The sequence below is a fragment of the Mesorhizobium sp. CO1-1-7 genome, from assembly GCF_020164885.1.
Lineage (GTDB): Bacteria > Pseudomonadota > Alphaproteobacteria > Rhizobiales > Rhizobiaceae > Mesorhizobium > Mesorhizobium australicum.
Genome location: NZ_JAIUHA010000005.1, coordinates 432,293 through 450,156 on the forward strand (window position 1 = coordinate 432,293; position 17,864 = coordinate 450,156).

Annotated in this window: 17 protein-coding genes; 11 read left to right on the forward strand and 6 right to left on the reverse strand. The window is 61.7% G+C overall.

The window, feature by feature from the left end; all coding sequences use genetic code 11:
- Positions 1-109 precede the first annotated feature (109 nt).
- From LB516_RS13745 to LB516_RS13765, 5 genes are all read left to right on the forward strand, one after another.
- On the forward strand, positions 110-811 hold the full coding sequence (locus LB516_RS13745; RefSeq protein ID WP_015319187.1) for a GntR family transcriptional regulator: 702 nt from the start codon (positions 110-112) through the stop codon (positions 809-811).
- A gap of 11 nt (positions 812-822) precedes the next feature.
- On the forward strand, positions 823-2,415 hold the full coding sequence (locus LB516_RS13750; RefSeq protein WP_224719739.1) for a sugar ABC transporter ATP-binding protein: 1,593 nt from the start codon (positions 823-825) through the stop codon (positions 2,413-2,415).
- A complete protein-coding gene (locus LB516_RS13755) occupies positions 2,403-3,401 on the forward strand; it encodes an ABC transporter permease (RefSeq protein WP_411969388.1) in 999 nt (332 codons plus the stop codon). The genes LB516_RS13750 and LB516_RS13755 overlap by 13 nt, the downstream gene beginning before the upstream one ends.
- 55 nt (positions 3,402-3,456) lie before the next feature.
- The gene (locus LB516_RS13760) at positions 3,457-4,407 is read left to right on the forward strand and encodes a substrate-binding domain-containing protein (RefSeq protein ID WP_224719740.1); all 951 of its coding nucleotides are present in this window, start codon (positions 3,457-3,459) and stop codon (positions 4,405-4,407) included.
- A 67-nt stretch (positions 4,408-4,474) separates the two neighbouring features.
- The gene (locus LB516_RS13765) at positions 4,475-5,068 is read left to right on the forward strand and encodes a DJ-1/PfpI family protein (RefSeq protein WP_015319191.1); all 594 of its coding nucleotides are present in this window, start codon (positions 4,475-4,477) and stop codon (positions 5,066-5,068) included.
- Positions 5,069-5,179: 111 nt separating this feature from the next.
- On the opposite strand, the gene LB516_RS13770 is transcribed toward LB516_RS13765, so the two are convergent.
- The 5 genes from LB516_RS13770 to LB516_RS13790 form a co-directional block, all read right to left on the reverse strand.
- Positions 5,180-6,379 (reverse strand): mandelate racemase/muconate lactonizing enzyme family protein, encoded by a 1,200-nt coding sequence (locus LB516_RS13770; RefSeq protein WP_015319192.1) that lies wholly within the window; start codon positions 6,377-6,379, stop codon positions 5,180-5,182.
- 9 nt (positions 6,380-6,388) lie between these two features.
- A complete protein-coding gene (locus LB516_RS13775) occupies positions 6,389-6,715 on the reverse strand; it encodes an NIPSNAP family protein (RefSeq protein WP_140617572.1) in 327 nt (108 codons plus the stop codon).
- Positions 6,716-6,817: 102 nt separating this feature from the next.
- Positions 6,818-8,176 carry a mandelate racemase/muconate lactonizing enzyme family protein gene (locus LB516_RS13780; RefSeq protein ID WP_224719741.1) on the reverse strand — a complete coding sequence of 453 codons (1,359 nt, stop codon included), beginning with the start codon at positions 8,174-8,176 and terminating at the stop codon, positions 6,818-6,820.
- A gap of 55 nt (positions 8,177-8,231) precedes the next feature.
- The gene (locus LB516_RS13785) at positions 8,232-9,398 is read right to left on the reverse strand and encodes a mandelate racemase/muconate lactonizing enzyme family protein (RefSeq protein WP_015319195.1); all 1,167 of its coding nucleotides are present in this window, start codon (positions 9,396-9,398) and stop codon (positions 8,232-8,234) included.
- A gap of 56 nt (positions 9,399-9,454) precedes the next feature.
- The gene (locus tag LB516_RS13790; RefSeq protein WP_140665610.1) at positions 9,455-10,165 is read right to left on the reverse strand and encodes a GntR family transcriptional regulator; all 711 of its coding nucleotides are present in this window, start codon (positions 10,163-10,165) and stop codon (positions 9,455-9,457) included.
- A gap of 184 nt (positions 10,166-10,349) precedes the next feature.
- Between LB516_RS13790 and LB516_RS13795 the strand changes: the two genes are divergently transcribed.
- The 6 genes from LB516_RS13795 (at position 10,350) to LB516_RS13820 (ending at position 16,817) form a co-directional block, all read left to right on the forward strand.
- On the forward strand, positions 10,350-11,828 hold the full coding sequence (locus LB516_RS13795; RefSeq protein WP_015319197.1) for an ABC transporter substrate-binding protein: 1,479 nt from the start codon (positions 10,350-10,352) through the stop codon (positions 11,826-11,828).
- Positions 11,829-11,901: 73 nt separating this feature from the next.
- Positions 11,902-12,861, forward strand: coding sequence for a carbohydrate ABC transporter permease (locus LB516_RS13800; protein WP_015319198.1), 960 nt, complete (start codon positions 11,902-11,904; stop codon positions 12,859-12,861).
- Positions 12,858-13,748, forward strand: coding sequence for a carbohydrate ABC transporter permease (locus tag LB516_RS13805; protein WP_015319199.1), 891 nt, complete (start codon positions 12,858-12,860; stop codon positions 13,746-13,748). The genes LB516_RS13800 and LB516_RS13805 overlap by 4 nt, the downstream gene beginning before the upstream one ends.
- 10 nt (positions 13,749-13,758) lie before the next feature.
- The gene (locus LB516_RS13810) at positions 13,759-14,856 is read left to right on the forward strand and encodes an ABC transporter ATP-binding protein (RefSeq protein WP_224644118.1); all 1,098 of its coding nucleotides are present in this window, start codon (positions 13,759-13,761) and stop codon (positions 14,854-14,856) included.
- 33 nt (positions 14,857-14,889) lie between these two features.
- The gene (locus tag LB516_RS13815) at positions 14,890-16,053 is read left to right on the forward strand and encodes a mandelate racemase/muconate lactonizing enzyme family protein (protein WP_140790622.1); all 1,164 of its coding nucleotides are present in this window, start codon (positions 14,890-14,892) and stop codon (positions 16,051-16,053) included.
- A gap of 23 nt (positions 16,054-16,076) precedes the next feature.
- Positions 16,077-16,817, forward strand: coding sequence for a ribonuclease activity regulator RraA (locus tag LB516_RS13820; protein WP_140665598.1), 741 nt, complete (start codon positions 16,077-16,079; stop codon positions 16,815-16,817).
- Between the two features lie 64 nt (positions 16,818-16,881).
- On the opposite strand, the gene LB516_RS13825 is transcribed toward LB516_RS13820, so the two are convergent.
- On the reverse strand, positions 16,882-17,778 hold the full coding sequence (locus tag LB516_RS13825; RefSeq protein ID WP_140617578.1) for a LysR family transcriptional regulator: 897 nt from the start codon (positions 17,776-17,778) through the stop codon (positions 16,882-16,884).
- Positions 17,779-17,864 lie beyond the last annotated feature (86 nt).

Sequence of the window (17,864 nt, forward strand, 5' to 3'; positions counted from 1 at the left end):
ATCCGCACCGAAAATCCTCAATTGAGCGGCGCCGATAAAATCGTATAGGATATAGTATTGCATCGGTCAAACCCTCGTGTTAGCAGTCTCCCCAGTCGAGAGGCGAGAAATGCAATCTGTCAGTTTGAGCAATAATGGTGAAGCGCCCACGGGAGCGGGCCGCATTCAGCGGGCCGGCAGCCTGGCCGAGGACGTCTACGAGGCCATCTTCGCCCAGCTGATGTCGCTGAAGATCGCGCCCGGTTCGCGCATCACCGTCGACAATCTGGTCAAGGAGTTCGACGTTTCCCATACGCCGATCCGCGAGGCGCTGGGGCGTCTCGAAGGCGAAGGACTGGTTCTGAAGACGCACCTGATCGGATATCGCGCCGCGCCGCAGATCACGCGGCGTCGTTTCGACGAATTGTACGAAATGCGTCTCCTGCTCGAACCGCACGGCGCGGCGAAAGCCGCTGCCACGATGGACGAAGCCAAACTCGGCACGCTGCTGGAGGCCGCAGGCGTGATGTCGCGCCGCGAGGGCAAGGACGAGCGCCTGCGTTATTCGAACTTCGCCAGGCAGGACGCGATCTTCCACGACAAGATCATGGAATACGCCGAAAACGAGCTCATCCGCGAGACGCTGGGTTTTCAACACACCCACTTCCACATTTTCCGCCTGATGTACCATTCCCGCGTGACCGAGGAGGCGCTGGACGAGCATGAGGCGATCCTCGCCGCGTTCGGCTCTGCCGATCCGGATGCCGCCGCGAAAGCAATGCGCGCCCACATCGAGCACTCGCGCGATCGCCTGCTGCCGGCCTTCGATTGAGGCCTGAACGAATGTCCGTTACCGCCAATATTGCCGGAGAGGGAGGATGTGCGCTGCCCGGCGGCAGTGCGCCCGGGGCCGTGGAGCCGGTGCTGCGCGCTCAGGGTCTCTCGAAGCAATATGGGCCGGTGACCGTGCTCTCCGACGTCACGCTCGACATCCTGCCGGGCGAAATCCACGCCATCATCGGCGAGAACGGTGCCGGAAAATCCACTTTGATGCGGCTGCTGTCCGGCTATGCCGAGCCAACCCGCGGCACCTTGTCCATGGCCGGTCGGCCGGTGACGTTCGCCAAGCCGGACCAGGCCCAGAAAGCCGGCATCGCCCTCGTGCACCAGGAGATCCTGCTCGCCGAAGCGCTTACGGTGACGGACAACCTATTTCTCGGCCGCGAGCTTTCGCGCCGCCATGTGATGGACGACCGCGCCATGCGGCGCCTTGCAGCCGAGAAGCTGGCACGGATCGGCTGCGCGGTCTCGCCGACCGCGCTGGTGCGCGACATCTCGCTGGCCGACCGCCAGTTGGTCCAGATCGCCCGCGCGCTGCTCGACGACTACAAGGTCGTGATCTTCGACGAGCCGACCGCCGTGCTGACCGGCGAGGAAGTGGATCGGCTCCTCGAAATCGTCCGGCAGCTAAAGGCCCACGGCACGGCCGTCCTCTATATAAGCCATCGGCTGGATGAGGTGCAGCAGCTTGCCGACAAGGTGACCGTGCTGCGCGACGGCAGGATGATCGGCACCTATCCGGGCACGGCCCTGACGCAGATGGACATGGCACGCCTGATGGTCGGCCGCGAGCTTGCAACGCTCTACCCGCAGAAGAGCGCACCGTCCAATGAGCCGATGCTGAGCGTGAAAAACGCCACCGTCCCGGGCTACGCCGAAGACGTCTCTTTCACCGTTCACAGGGGCGAAATTCTTGGCTTTGCCGGCATGATCGGCGCGGGCCGCACGGAATTGTTCGAAGGGCTGGTGGGCCTGCGTCCGGCCCACGCCGTGATCGAACTCGAGGGACGACCCGTCCGGATCCGCTCGCAACGCGAAGCGATCGACGCAGGCATCGGCTACCTGACCGAGGACCGAAAGAGCAAGGGCCTGCTCCTCGAGGAACGGCTGGCGCCCAACCTCACGCTTTCCGCACTTGAACGGTTCCATCCCGCATTGGCTCTCAGCAGACGCCGCGAGTCGGCCGCGCTGACAGAGGCCGTCCGGAGCTACGATATCCGGCTCAAGAGCCCTGGCGTGAAGGCGGGACAGCTTTCCGGCGGCAATCAGCAGAAGCTGCTGCTCGCCAAGGTGCTGCTCACCGACCCCTCGGTGGTCATCATCGACGAACCGACCCGTGGCATCGATATCGCCAACAAGGCTCAGATCTACGCCTTCATCCACGCCATCGTCGGCAGCGGCAAGGCCTGCATTGTCATCTCGTCGGAAATGCAGGAGCTGATCGGCATCTGCGACCGCATCCTCGTCATGCGGGAAGGCCGCCTGACGGGCGAGGTCCAAGGCGCCGAGATGACCGAAAGCAATGTGGCGCTGCTGGCGACAAGCGGCCCGAAACCGAGGCCGAAGGCCGAGGGAGGAACAGAATGGCTGTCATGACCGGATCCCCGTCCACACATCGCGTCGGTGATTTGAACATCACCTGGACCGACGTGGGTCCCTTCCTGGCATTGGCCGCCCTGCTGGTGGTCGGCTTCCTCATCAATCCAGACTTCCTCTCCGCGACCAACCTTGCCAACGTCATCACCCGCAGCGCCTTCATCGCCATCATCGCTGTCGGCGCGACGTTCGTTATCTCGTCGGGAGGGCTCGATCTTTCCGTCGGCTCGATGGCCGCCTTCGTCACCGGCATCACCATCATGTTCATGAACGCGGTGGCGCCGCACGCCGGCCTGTGGGCGATACCGGCTGGAATGCTCGTGGCGACCCTGGTCGGTCTTATGTGTGGCCTCGCCAACGGCCTGATCGTCACCATAGGCCGGATCGAACCGTTCATTGCGACGCTCGGCACAATGGGCATTTTCCGCGCGTTGATCACCTATCTGACCGACGGCGGCACGATACCGATAGACCGGTCGCTGCGCGAAGCGTATCGGCCGGTCTATTTCGGCACCGTCGGCGGTGTCCCGATCCCGATCCTGATATCGGTCACCGTCGCCGCGGTCGCATCGTTCGTCCTCTACAAGATGAAGTATGGGCGCAAATGTGCGGCGGTCGGCGCAAACGAGGACGTCGCGCGTTATTCCGGCATCTCCGTCATCAAGACGCGCACCATTGCTTACGTCGTCCAAGGCGTCTGCGTGGCCATCGCCGCGATCTGCTATGTACCGCGACTGGGTGCCGCAACGCCGACCACCGGGCAGCTCTGGGAACTGCAGGTGATCACCGCCGTGGTGATCGGCGGCACGGCGCTGCGTGGCGGCAAGGGTCATGTCTGGGGAACCGTCGCCGGCGCCGTCATTCTGGAGCTGATCGCCAATCTCATGGTGCTGTCGGACTTCGTCTCCGAGTACCTGGTTGCCGCGGTTCAGGGCGTCATCATCATCATCGCGATGCTCATTCAGAGGTTCTCGAATTCGAAATAGCCCCGTGTCCGGACCACACGGGTGCGTCTTTGCAGGTCCAATCTGGGAGAAGAAAATGTTCAGTAAAAGATGGATGGCTGCGGCCGCGCTCGGCTCGCTGCTGCTGACGGGCCATGCCATGGCCGAGGACAAGAAAGTCATCGCCGTTTCGATACCGGCCGCCGACCACGGCTGGACCGCCGGCGTCGTCTATCACGCGCAGACGGCGGCCAAGGAAATCAACGCGGCTTTCCCCGGCGTCGAGGTCATCGTAAAGACGTCGCCGTCGGCGGCCGATCAGGTGTCGGCGATCGAGGATCTCTCCGCCTCACGCAAGATCGATGCGCTGGTGATCCTGCCTTACTCCTCGGAAGAATTGACCGAACCGGTCAAGGCCATCAAGGAGAAGGGCACCTTCATCACCGTCGTCGACCGTGGCCTGACCGACCCGACCATCCAGGGCCTCTACGTCGCCGGCGACAACATCGCCGTCGGGCGCAACACCGCGAAATACATGATCGACAAGCTTGGCGGCAGGGGCGACCTGGTTGTCCTGCGCGGCATCCCAACGGTGATCGACGATGAGCGCATCAAGGGCTTTCAGGACGCCATCGCCGGGACCGGCCTCAAGGTTCTCGACATTCAGTACGCTCATTGGAACAGCGACGAAGCCTTCAAGCTGATGCAGGACTACCTCGCCAAATATCCGCATATCGACGCGGTGTGGGCGAACGACGACGACATGCTGCTGGGGGTGCTCGAGGCGGTCAAGCAGTCGGGCCGCACCGATATCAAGCTGGCGCTTGGCGGCAACGGCATGAAGGACATCGTCAAGAAGGTCATCGACGGCGACACCATGACCCCCGTCGAGACTCCCTACCCGCCGTCCATGATCAAGACGGCCATATACATGACCATGGCCAATTTGGTTGGCCAGGCCCCGGTTCGCGGCGCCGTCAAGCTGGACGCGCCGCTGATCACCAAGGACAACGCCAAGGAATACTTCTTCCCCGACTCTCCGTTCTGAAGAACGCAATCAATGCGGGGCGCAGCATGACTCGCCCCGCCCCTTTCACACGACAGAGGACATGATCATGTCAGGCAAGAAAATATTGATGCTCACCGGCGAGTTCACCGAGGAGTACGAGATCTTCGTCTACCAGCAAGCAATGGAAGCCGTCGGTCACACGGTCCACGTGGTCTGCCCGGACAAGAAGGCAGGAGACCTCATCAAGACCTCCCTGCACGACTTCGAGGGCGACCAGACCTACACCGAAAAGCTCGGCCATTTTCAGGTGATCAACAAGACGTTTGCCGAGGCGGAAAAGCAGCTCGATCAATACCACGCCGTATATTGCGCCGGCGGCCGCGGCCCGGAATACATCCGCACCGACAAACGGGTGCAAGCCATGGTGCGCCACTTCCACGATACCCAGAAGCCGATCTTCACGATCTGCCATGGGGTCCAGATTCTGATTGCCGTGGACGGTGTCGTGCGCGGCAAGAAGGTCGGCGCGCTCGCCGCTTGCGAACCGGAAGTGACGCTGGCCGGCGGCACCTACATCGACCTGTCGCCGACGGAGGCGTATGTCGACGGAACCATGGTGTCGGCCAAGGGATGGACAGCCCTCGCTGCCTTCATCCGCGAATGCCTGAAGGTGCTCGGGACCGAGATTCGCCATAATTAAACAAGGTCGGCGCGCGTCAACAATGCGCCGGCTTCTGTTGTGATGGGATGTGCATCCACGTGTCTTTGAAGCGGGCCCTCGGTCGGTGAGATCGAGGGCCACCGTCGCCGGTCAATCGAAGAATCCGGCATCCTCCGCCAGCAAATACTTCCTGGCGCTTTCGGCGTCGATATCGAGGCCTAGCCCCGGTGCTTCCAGCAGATCCACCATGCTGTCCCTCACGATCTGCTTGGGCAGGCCGATGACGATGTCGTTCCACCAGGGGTCCGAGGCACTGGGGTATTCGAACGCCACGTAATTGGCGGGCAAGGTGGCGCAGACGTTGATCAGCGCGCCGAGGCCCAGCAGGCCATTCGCCGTGCCATGCGGCGCCATCAGAATCGAGTGCATATAGGCGTGCTCGGCGACCCATTTGAGCTCGGCAATGCCGCCGATGTCGGCAGGATCGGGGCCGATGACGCGCACCGCCTGTGTCTCGATCAGCTCCTTGAAATTGTGCCTGAGGTAAATCTGCTCGCCGGTATGGATCGGCGTCGAGGTGGAGGTGGTCAGTTCCCGGTAGGCCTGCGGATTGACCCACGGCACATAGTCGCCGGTCAGCATGTCCTCCAGCCACATCAAATTGTACCTCTCGACCGCGCGGGCAAACTTGATCGCATCGGGCAGCATCCAGCCCGGGCCGCAGTCGAGTGCCAGGCTGACCTTGTCGCCCAGCACTTCCTTCATCGCGATCACGCAGTCGAGCATGTGGTTGAAACCGCGTTCGCTGATCACGCCCTGATCCATGGCGCCGTGATAGCCGGCCTTCTTCTGCGTCACGCCGTAATGGAAGTCCTCGATGGTGTCCTTCATGTTGGAATGGAACGAGATTCCTTGCTTAACCATGAAGAAGTTCTGCGGCTGCTCCATCATCCATTTGACGTCTGCGGCATAGTCCTCCGGCCGGTCGCCTGTGCGCTTCTGGCGGATCGAGCCGTTATAGACGCGTACCTTGTCGCGCACCTTGCCGCCGAGCAGCTTATAGGCCGGCACGCCCGCGGCCTTGCCGGCAATGTCCCAAAGCGCATGTTCGATAGCGCTGACCGCCGCGCCGTAGGGCTTGAAAGAACCGCGTTGGCGGATCTTCAACATGACCCGCTCGACATCGGTCGGATCCTCGCCGATCAGCGCCTCGCGGAAATGCAGCACAAAGGGCTTGAGGTAGGTCTTGGTGAACTCGACTTCTCCCAGTCCATAGAGGCCCTCGTCGGTCACGACGCGAACGATGGGGTGCTTGCCGATAACGGCACAGCGAAGGTCGGTGATCTTCATCGCGCGGTCCTATCTCACGGACGAGAAAGCTGTCGGCGTGAGCAGCTGGCTGCTGATATTGGCAACGATCTGCCCGTCGCGCTCGGACTCGTCCCGGGCCCTGTGCCATGCCGGATCGGTGACGAAAGCCGTCCATTTCGCCTCACGCTCGGCCAGTGATTCCCAGGCTAGGAAATAGGTGAGGCGGTTGCTGTTTTCGCCGATTGCCGTGGTGAAAAACCCGGCTTGGCGGATGCCATGCCTCTCCCAGATGGCCAGCGTTTGGTCGGAAAAGCGCTTGAGCAAAGCCGGCAGCCTGCCCGGCAGGCAGTCATAGATGCGCAGTTCGTAGATCATGGTTTCGTCCGTTTCCTTCTTCGCCTCTCCCTTGGGAGAGGTCGACACGAATGGTCAGTCGTCGGCCCTGTGAGTCAAGGAGAGTGAGGGCAGGAGTCTGGGCTAACTCCAGGTCCGGTCCCAGCTATATTCATTGTCCCAATGCTCGGTGGATTGCCATATCCCGGTGACACCGGGCTGCAGGTGCTGGCTGATCACCTCGTCGACCACATCGTCTATGCCCAACCCCGGCTTGTCGGGCACGGTGATGAAGCCGTCCTTGACGAGCGGCTTGGGCAGGCCGGTGACGATATCGTCCCACCACTCGACATCGGCGGAGTGGTATTCGAGGGCCATGAAGTTTTCGGTAGCGGTCGCGACATGCGCGGCGGCCATCGCGGCGATCGGGCTTTCGGCCATATGGATGGCCATGGCGACACCGTGATCCTGCGCCATGTCGCCGATCTTCTTGGTCTCGAGAATACCCCCACTGGTGAGCAGGTCCGGGTGCATAACGGAGAGGCCGCCGCTCTTGAGCAACGGCTCGAAGCCTTCCTTGAGGTAGATGTCTTCGCCGGTGCACATCGGCACCGTGGTGGCCCCCTGCAATTGTCGGTACTGCTCGGTGTGTTGCCAGGGGATCACATCCTCCAGCCAGGCCGGTACGTATTTCTCGATGCGACGCGACAGGCGTATGCCGTCCTGCAGCGAGATATGGCCGACATGGTCGATGGCGAGCGGGATCTCGTATCCAATCACCTCGCGAACCTCGTGGATGTACTGCTCGAGCAGGTCGATCCCCTTCTCGGTGAAATGCAGGCCGGTGAACGGGTGCTGCACGTTCTGCGCGTCGTAGGCGAGATTGCGGGCCTTGCGCTCCTCAAGCGTGCCGCCACGGCCGCGCGGATTGGCATGAAACCCTTCGAGCGCGCCGGCGGGCGCGGATACGGCGCCCGGGACATGGGCGATCTGCATCAAGCCCAGGTCCATCTTGAGGAAGGTGAAACCACGGTCCATCCGCTGCTTGAGGCGCTTTCCGGTTTCGGTGCCGCTCGGTTTCTCGGCATCGGTATCGCAATAGACGCGCACCTGATCGCGGAACTTGCCGCCGAGCATCTGGTAGATGGGAACGCCATAGGCCTTGCCGGCGAGATCCCAGAGCGCGATCTCGACCGCCGAGACGCCGCCGCCCTGCCGACCGTGCCCGCCGAATTGCTTGATGCGGCGAAACAGGCGATCGATGTCGCAGGGGTTCTCGCCAAGCAGCCGGCCCTTCAGCATCAGCGCGTAGGTGGCGCTGGCGCCGTCGCGCACCTCGCCAAGCCCGACGATGCCTTGGTTGGTATAGATCTTGAGCAGCGCCGAGGTGAACGGCGCACCGACGATCTCGGCCACCCGCATGTCGGTGATGCGAAGCTCGGACGGCTTCGAGTCGGTGTTGACCCGGTTGAGGGCCTCGTCGGCTCCATCGGTCTTTGGCATGACTTATCCCCGTTCTGATTTGCGGGTTGTCGCCCGCATGCTGCCGATTGCGTTGCTAGCCCAGTTCGATCTCATGGGCTTGCAGGTAATCGCGGTTCATCTCGATGCCGAGACCCGGCCTCAACGAGAGCTTGAGGCTACCGTTCGAAACATCGAGCGGCTTGTCGATAAGATGATCGTACTTGCCCAAATTCCACTCCGACGTTTCGAGCTTGTAGAAGTTCGGAACGGTCATCATCACCTGCGCTCCCGCAACCACGTTGATCGGTCCCGCGGCGTCATGCGGCGAGACTGGGATGTAGTAGGCTTCGCACAGGGCGGAAATCTTCTTGAGTTCGGTAATTCCGCCCGTCCAGGTGACGTCAGGCATGATGTAGTCGGCGAGCTTGTTCTCAAGAACCGGCACGAAATCCCACTTTGTGTGGCCACGCTCGCCCCAAGAGATAGCGGCACTGACCTTTTCGCGAACCTGCTTGAGGGCGTTAAGGCTCTCGGGCGGGCATGGCTCCTCGAACCAGTCGATCTGGCCGGCCTCCTCGAGGCTGCGACAGAGGCGAATGGCGGTCGGAACATCGAAGCGGCCGTGCGCATCGATGAGGATGTCGATGTCGGGGCCTGCCGTTTCGCGGATCAGAGCCGTGAGTTCGGCAGCCTCGCGCTCGTCCTTGCGGGTCATGCCGCCGTCGAGATAGCCGTCCCGCTGTTCGCGCGACACACCGTCGGCATCGCGACCCTGGTGGGGGAAGGGGTCGAACTTGAGAGCAGTATGTCCGGACTCGACGATGTCCAGGATTTCGCGCACCACAGCGTCCTTGCTGGTGAATTTGGCCTGGTTGGGGTGGGTGTAGAGCGCGATCTCATCGCGGACCGGCCCACCCAACAGCTCGTAGATCGGCTTGCCGAGGACTTTGCCCCTGATGTCCCAGAGGGCTATGTCGATCGCGCTCACGCATTCGACCGCGGCGCCACGGCTACCCATATAGGTGAAGCCGCGGAAGATCTTGTGCCAGAGGCATTCGATACGCGCCGGATCTTCGCCTGTCACGGCGGCTCCGATCTGTCGAAGGATCGTGCAGAGGGCGCGGTTGGCGAGCTTCGTGGTGGTGGTGATCTCTCCCCAGCCGCTCACTCCCTCGTCTGTCGTTACCTCGACGAACAGGAATTCCCCCCAATAGGAAGCACCAGACTTGATCAGCCACGGCCGAACGCTCGTGATTTTCATTTCAACTGCCTTTTCACTAGTGGTCAACCACGCTGTTCCAGACCTGACCCCTCGTCCTATCCGGCCCGAGCGGCGTTGCGTGCACGCATCTGTTCGAGAACATGCCGGCCGGAACCCTCGACGTGGCGGGAGATGAGTTCGGCCGCCTTGTCGGCCTCCCCGGCCTTGATGAGCGCAATGAGCTCGCGATGCTCACGAATGATCGCGGCACGCCGCGCGAGCGTGAAATTGAAACGCCGGCTCACCGCTCGCAGCACTTCGCGATGCTTCCACCAGAGCTCGGCGGCATGGCGGTTATAGTGCCGCTGGTACATCACCGTGTGAAATGCGGTATCCAGTTCACTGTGCCTGAACGTGTCGGCGAAATTGTTCTCTTCGATCAGGCCTTGGATGCGTTCGAGTTCGGCGATGTCCTCGCCGGTGGCCATACCTACAAACCATCGCGTCAGGGCTGGCTCGATCAGAACTCCGATCTCGTAGATATCGCGGACGAAATCCTGATCGATGGGCCTTACACGCGCCCCGCGGTTGGGAGAAAAGATGACGAACCCCTCGCCCCGCAACAGTTGCAGGGCCTCGCGCACGGGATTGGTCGACGTGCCGTGGCGGCGGGCGAGATCGGTCACAACAAGCCGTTCGTTGGCGGCGAGCCGTCCCTCGATGATGTCTTCCCTGATCAGTTCGTAAAGCGAGGCACCCTCGCTGGAGGCTCCGGTGGCGTCGATCCCCGGGGGTGGCTTGGCTTTGAAATCGTCTGTTTCGGCCAAGGGCCGGCTCCCCAAATTAATACACAGTCTGTCCGATATCACGCACGGTTCCCATAAACAATGTACGATCTCGTGCGTTGACAGGCAATCCATGTTCTGAAAACGTACCAAGTGGTCGAGAGGATACACCGTACTGCAATAACCATCCTCGCGATCGCAGGGCGGAGAACCAGGGAGGATACCTATGACGAGGATCATGCTCGGCAGTGCGGTCCTGCGCGGCACTGTCGTCGGTATTTTGACGGCATCACTTATGTCCACATCGGCGTTGGGTGCGCCACCGGTCGACCTCAGCAAATGGTCGCCCGAATATGTGCGCTCCATCGCGGGAACACAGGATTTCGACACGGCCGGCGATTGCGCCAAGGTCACGCCGCTGGATTACAAGGGGCGACTGACTTTCTGGTATCAGGGCGTGTTCGAGGGCGATCCCGACCTGCTGCGCCAGTACTACAAGGATTTCTTCGAGACTTTCCGCAAGACCTATCCAAACATCAAGCTCGAGGAACAGGCCCTCACCTATAACGACCTTCTCGACAAGTTCCGCACCGCGCTCCTGGGCAATGCCGCGCCGATGGCGGTGCGCCTGCAAATCCTGGGCGGTACCGAATTCGCCTCGAAAGGCTATCTGCAGCCGCTCAAGCCGGAGGATGTGGGCTATTCGACCGAGGATTTCTGGCCCGGCGCCATGAAGGCCGTGACCTGGGATGGGGTCACATACGGCGTTCCAACGAACAACGAGACGATGGCGTTCATCTGGAATGCCGACATCTTCAAGCGTGCGGGTCTCGATCCGGACAAGGCTCCCGCAACCTGGGACGACGTCGTCAAATATTCCAAGCAGATCCACGACAAGCTCGGCATTGCCGGTTACGGCCTCGTGGCTCGCAAGAATGCCGGCAATACGCCCTATCGCTTCATGCCACAGCTGTGGGCCTATGGCGGCGGCGTCTTCGACGAAGCCACCGCGAACCCGACTTACAAGGAGGTGGAACTCGACAGCCCGCAGAGCAAGGCGGCGCTGCAAGCCTCATACGACATGTATGTCCGCGACAAGTCGGTTCCGGTTTCGGCACTTACCAACCAGCAGGCCGACAACCAGCCTCTGTTCGTCGCCGGCCAGTTGGGCATGATGGTTTCCCACCCGTCCGACTACAACGTCATGCTCGACCTGCAGGCCAAGGCGACCGGGACCGACAAGGACAAGGCGCAGACCGTCATCGACAATATGCGCTACGGCCTGATCCCGACCGGGCCTGACGGCAAGCGCGCCGTCGTGTTCGGCGGCTCGAACATTCACATCCTGAAGCCCGAGTATGTAGAGGGTGGCAAGGTGGACGAGCCGGCCGCGAAGGCGATGATCTGCATGTGGGCGAGCCCCGAATGGTCGCTGAAGATGGCCTATGCCGGCTCGAACCCGGGCAATCTTAACGGCTTCAAGACCAAATGGATGAAGGAACGTCTGGACCATATCAAGTTCCTCGATGTCACGACTTCGATGCTGCCCTATGGCATCCCCTTCCCGGCGCTGCCGGAATCCCCCGAGATCATGAACATCATCGTCCCGGACATGCTGCAGAATGCGCTGACCGGCGCGATGACCGTCGATCAGGCAGCGGACGATGCGGCCAAGAAGGTGAAAGACCTGATGGGCGGGCTCTAGTCCCAACCTGACCTGCGAACCGGCTGCGCCAAGAGCGCAGCCGGTTCTTTCCGAAAAACAAGGGCACGCCACAGTGACGATCGTGACCGGCAAGGCCGAGGCTCGCCGAAAATCGCAACCCGGCGGGTCAGGCGCATTGCGGAACATCTGGGCCCATCGCGCCGACTACGCATACGTGCTCCCGGCGATCGCCGTGATGCTCGTCGTCATCGCCTATCCGATCTACTACACGATCGAGCTGTCGTTCTATAAGACGCCGCCCGGTCTGCAGCTCCGCGACAAGACCTTCATCGGCTTCGACAATTACACCACCATCCTCACCAGCGATGTGTTCTGGAAAGTAACCTGGAACACCCTGATCTGGACATTCGGATCCACTTTCATCTCCTTTGTCCTGGGGTTTGCCACGGCGCTGGCGCTGCACCGAGACTTTGTCGGCCGCGGCGTCCTGCGCGCCATCCTGATCATTCCCTGGGTGATCAGCGCCGTTGCCGCCTCCTATATCTGGAAGTGGATCTACCATTCGGATTTCGGCATCATCGGCGCGGTGCTGGTCGGCCTCGGATTGACTGACCGGCCACCCAATTTCATCGACAACGTCAGCACGGTGCTGCCCTCCCTGATCGTCGTCAATATCTGGCGCGAGTTTCCGTTTGCCATGATCATGATGATGGCCGGCCTGCAGACAGTCCCCGAGCAATTGTTGCGGGCCGCCAAGGTCGACGGGGCCAATGCATGGCAGCGCTTCTGGCACGTCACTTTCCCGCACTTGCGCAACGTCTCGGTGGTGACGATCCTGCTGCTCGCGGTGGCCAACTTCAATTCCTTCATCATCCCCTGGATCATGACCGCAGGCGGGCCGTCGAACGCATCGCATATCTGGATAACCCACATCTATGAGCTCGCGTTCGGCCGCCAGCGCTGGGGCGTGGCATCGGCTTATTCGGTGCTCCTGTTCCTCATCCTGATGACGCTGGGCTATTTCTATGTCCGGGCGCTGAGCGGCAATGAGCGGAAAGAGGGGAGCACATGAGCACGCTTGCAGAGACAGCCTCCCGAGGCCGGCCCCATCGCCGCATGCGCGTCGACGGATGGCGCTGGGCCGGGCGCATCTTCCTCTTGTTCATGCTGATTTACACCGCGGTGCCGATGATCTGGATGCTGATCACCTCGATCAAGTCCGGCTTCGCGGCGACGCAGTTCCCGCCGCAATGGTGGCCAAACGAGCCTACGCTTGCCAGCTACAAGAAGCTGCTCGATCCGCAGAACAGCGTCGGCCAGGACTTCCTGCGCTTCTTCTGGAACAGCCTGTTCGTGTCGACCGTCACGACAATCCTTTCGGTGATCGTTGCCGTCCCCGCGGCCTACGCGTTTTCGCGCTTCACCTTCCCCGGCCGGAACTTCCTGTTCTTCGCCGTGCTGCTGCGCAACATGTTCCCAGCGGTGATCTTTCTCGTGCCGCTCTTCATCCTGATGCGTGCGATCGGGCTGGTGAACACGCATGGCTCGCTGATCCTGACCTATCTCACCTTCGGCCTGCCCCTGGCGATCTGGCTGCTCAAGGGTTTTTACGACAACATCCCGGTGCAGCTCGAGCAGGCGGCGCGTATCGATGGGGCAACACGGTTCCAGGCCTTCATCATGATCGTGATGCCGCTCTCGACGCCGGGGATCATCGCCACCGCGATCTATTCCTTCATCGGCGCGTGGAACGAGTACATCTACGCCTACACGTTCCTCTCCAAAAATGAACAGTTGACCCTGCCTGTCGGCATCCAGCGCTTCTTCTCGGAAAACACGACGGACTTTCCGGGACTGATGGCGGCGAGCTTCATGATGAGCGTGCCTGTCGTGGTGCTGTTCCTCGTCCTGCAGCGATACTTCGTACGCGCCCTGACAGAAGGCGCGGTCAAGCATTAGGGAGTTGCCGATGGCCCACGTGGTCCTCAAAGATCTCGTCAAGACCTATGGCGGCTTCAAGGCCGTCAACGACGTTTCACTGACGGTCAACGACGGCGAGTTCGTTGCGCTTGTCGGCCCTTCAGGCTGCGGAAAGACGACCACGCTCAATCTCGTTGCCGGGCTGACCCCGATCACATCGGGCGACATCCTCATTGGCGACCAGGTGGTCAACGATCTCGACCCCAAGGACCGGGACATCGCAATGGTGTTCCAGAACTACGCACTCTATCCGCAAAAGTCGGTCTACATGAACCTCGCGTTCCCGTTACAGATGCGCAAACTGCCCAGGGACGAGATCGACAAGAAGGTCAAGGAAGCGGCGCGCGTGCTCGACATGACGCACTTGCTCGAGCGCAAGCCGCGCGAACTTTCGGGCGGGCAGCAGCAGCGTGTGGCGCTGGGCCGTGCGCTCGTGCGCGATCCCGCGGTGTTTCTCATGGACGAGCCGCTCTCCAACCTCGACGCGAAACTGCGCGTACAGATGCGGTCGGAGATCAAGCGCTTCCACCAGGACCTCAAGGCGACGATCATCTATGTGACGCACGACCAGCTCGAAGCCGTCACCATGGCCGACAAGATGGCGGTGATGAATGGCGGCTTCCTGCAGCAATACGATTCACCGGCGCAGGTCTTTGCCCATCCGGTGAACATGTTCGTCGCCAGCTTCATCGGCAGCCCGGCAATGAGCCTCATTCCTCTGGAGACATCGACGGCAAACGGCAACACCGTGCTGACCAGCGCGGAGGGCTGGAGCCTCGGGCTCTCGCCGCGCAACGTCCAGAAGGTCACGGGGGCAACGACCAAGAAAATCGTGCTCGGCGCACGCCACTCGACGATCAAGCTGCACAAGAGCGCCGTGCAAGGCGGCATCCCGGCCAAGGTCTACACGGTGGAACCAACCGGAGACGTCACCTTCGTGCAGGCGTTCCTGTCCGGTGCCATCGTCAACGTCAGCGTGCCGCCCAACATTGCCGTCGCGCCCGACGAGCGTATCTGGCTCGAGTTCGACCAGGAGCGGATGCATCTGTTCGACGGTGAAACCGAGATGGCTCTCGAGGCCAACTGAGACAGGGCGGATGCGTGTGGGACATGGGCGTGGATGACTACGAAACTTAAGATCACGGCGATCAAACCCTATCCGGCATGGGTGGGAACGCGCAATCAGATGCTGGTCAAGGTCGAGACCGACCAGGGCATTTTCGGTTGGGGCGAGAGCGGCCTGAGCGGCCGCGAGAAGGCCGTGGCCGGCGCGGTCGAGCACTATCGCGAGTTTCTCATCGGCCGCGATCCCATGCAGATCGGGCGGATCTGGCAGGAGGTTTATCGCAGCCAGTATTTCGAAGGCGGTCGGGTTCTGCAGGCAGCTATTTCGGCCATCGATATCGCCCTCCACGATATCAAGGGCAAGGCGCTGGGGGTGCCGGTCTACGAATTGCTGGGCGGCAAGCAGCGCGACCGGATCCCCACCTTCGCCTCGACCGGAGACGAGGCCGAGGGCGATGTTGCCATCGAGCGGGCCCGCGAACTGCGCGCACAAGGCTGGCAGGCGATCCGCTTCTTTCCCGTCGGGCAAAACAGCAGGGATGTTTTCGAGCCACGCGAGTCGATCGGCGCTACCGCGACCATGCTGAACAAGGCGCGCCGGGCGCTGGGTAACGATGTCGTCCTCGGCATCGACTATCATCATCGGCTGTCGGTGGCGGAGGCGGCGAGCTTCTGCAACAAGCTCGACCGCGGCGTGCTCGATTTTCTCGAGGAGCCGATACGCGACGAGACGCCAGAAGCGTACGAATCCCTCCGCACGATGACCGACATCCCCTTCGCCATTGGCGAGGAATTTGCCAGCAAGTGGCAGTTCCTGCCCTATATCGAGCGCGGCATCCACCAGTTCAACCGGCTCGATATCTGCAATGCCGGCGGGTTCACCGAGGCAATGAAAATCGCTGGCTGGAGCGAGGCACACTATGTGGACCTGATGCCGCACAATCCGCTTGGTCCAGTGTGCACGGCCGCGACCGTGCATCTGGCCGCCGCGGTCCCCAACTTCGCGTGGCTCGAAACCAGGGCCCCCGAAGCAAGGCTCGGCTTCGACAATTCCGAATTTTTCCCGGTGCAACCACGGCTCGACGGCCCCGACTACCCGGTGGGCGATCTGCCGGGGCTCGGCGTCGAGGTCAACGAAGAGGCCGTCCAGGCGCAGAGCTTCCGTTTCTGGGAAGCGCCCCACCTCAAGCGCCGCGATGGTTCTGTCACGAACTGGTAGTTCCCTTTCAATCGGAGTCCACAATGACGCATACTTCCGACATCACGCGGCCGCCGAAGGATCTGATCGACGCGCTAAAGGAGATCGGCGCCGCGACGGTTGCCGGCACGCTTGGCCATATGGGCTTCCGCAATCCGCATATGGTCGGCCCGGTGGCGCAGAACCACGGGAGATCGATCGTCGGGCCGGCGCTGACGCTGCAGTTCCTGCCGCAGCGGCCCGATCTTTTCAACGAGGGAGAATATGCCGATCCGGAAACACAGCTGCACCGGCATGTGCTGTACCACGCACAGGAAGGGGATGTGGTCGTGGTCGATGCGCGCGGCGACATGAGTTCGGGCGTCTTCGGCGATATGATGTCGACGTATTTCAAGGGCAGAGGCGGCGCGGGCATCGTCATCGACGGCTGCATGCGCGACCGGCCCAATGTCGAAAAGCTCGATCTGGCCCTATGGCTGCGCGGCTGGACGCCCAACTACCATGTGCAAACCAGCATTTATCCCAATGCCGTCAACGTTCCGATTGCCTGCGGCGGTGTCACCGTGATCCCCGGCGACATCATCGTCGCCGACGATGATGGGGTGGTGGTGCTACCCCTTGCGATGGCCGCGAAGGTGATCGAAGAATCCCAGAAACATCACGACTGGGAGGAGTTCTCACGCATGAAGCTCATGGAGGGCGGGTCGTTGCAACGCTATTATCCGCTGCACCCAAGTGCGACCGAAGAGTACGAGGCTTGGCGGGCAACCAACCCAAAATTTTGATGGACGATCGAGATCCCGAAATGTCTCATGAACGGCAGGCGAACCGCCAAGTCCCAGACGGGCGTTAGTCACGCGTTACGGACAGTCCTGCGATAAGCGGAGCGTACGCGGCGAGCCTGCGGGATACGAACTCCGTGAAAAGCCGAACGCGCTTCGTCTTGCGTGTCTCCCCCTGCGTGAGAATCCAGAGTGTCCCATGCATGGGCGGGTTGGTGCCCGGCACCCTCACGAGCAGGGGGTCGGCATCTCCGACAAAGCACGGCAGTTTCGTCATCCCGATCCCTTGCTGCGCCGCGATGATCTGCGTCTCGGCATCCGGAGTCCTGAACGGAGCTCCCGTGATGTGAACTTCTCCCTCGCGCGCCCAGTCCGGAATTCCATGATTGTCTATTGCGATCCACCGGAGGGGATCAGGCGTGCCCGCACGCAACGCGGGTAGTCGATCGCGAGACATGTAGACGCCGCTGAACACCTCCGGTCCCTTCAGGCCGTGAAGATTGAGCGGCAGGGTCTTGCGGTCGGCGACAATGCGGATCGCGACGTCGGCCTCTCGGTTAGTCAGATTCGCCACCTCGCCAGTGGTCAAGATTTCCATCTCGATGTCCGGATGCATACGCGCGAAGTCGGCGAGATCCGGCATGAGCAGGTGTGTGGCGAGGAACGGTGGAACTGTCACCCGCAAAAGCCCGCGCGCGCTCTGGTCGCGACCGAAGACACGCGTCTCCAGCTGGTGCGACGACGCTTCCATCTGGTTCGCGAGCTCGAGGACCTCCTCGCCCGCAGCCGTCAGGCGGTACCCCGAAGGCAGCTTTTCGAACATCTGCGCCCCGAGGCGTTCCTCAAGTTGAGCGATGCGTCGCAGCACGGTCGAGTGATACACGCCGAGGCGCTCGGCGGCAGCCCGCACCGAGCCGCCGCGCGCGGCGGCAAGAAAGTAGCGAACGTCATCCCAGTCAATCATGGTGCATTCCCGCGCCGCCAGCTGAGCCTTCCGAAGCCCCTTCTAGCACGCCGAGCTGTAATGCGCGCGACTGTTGCGGCGTTCAA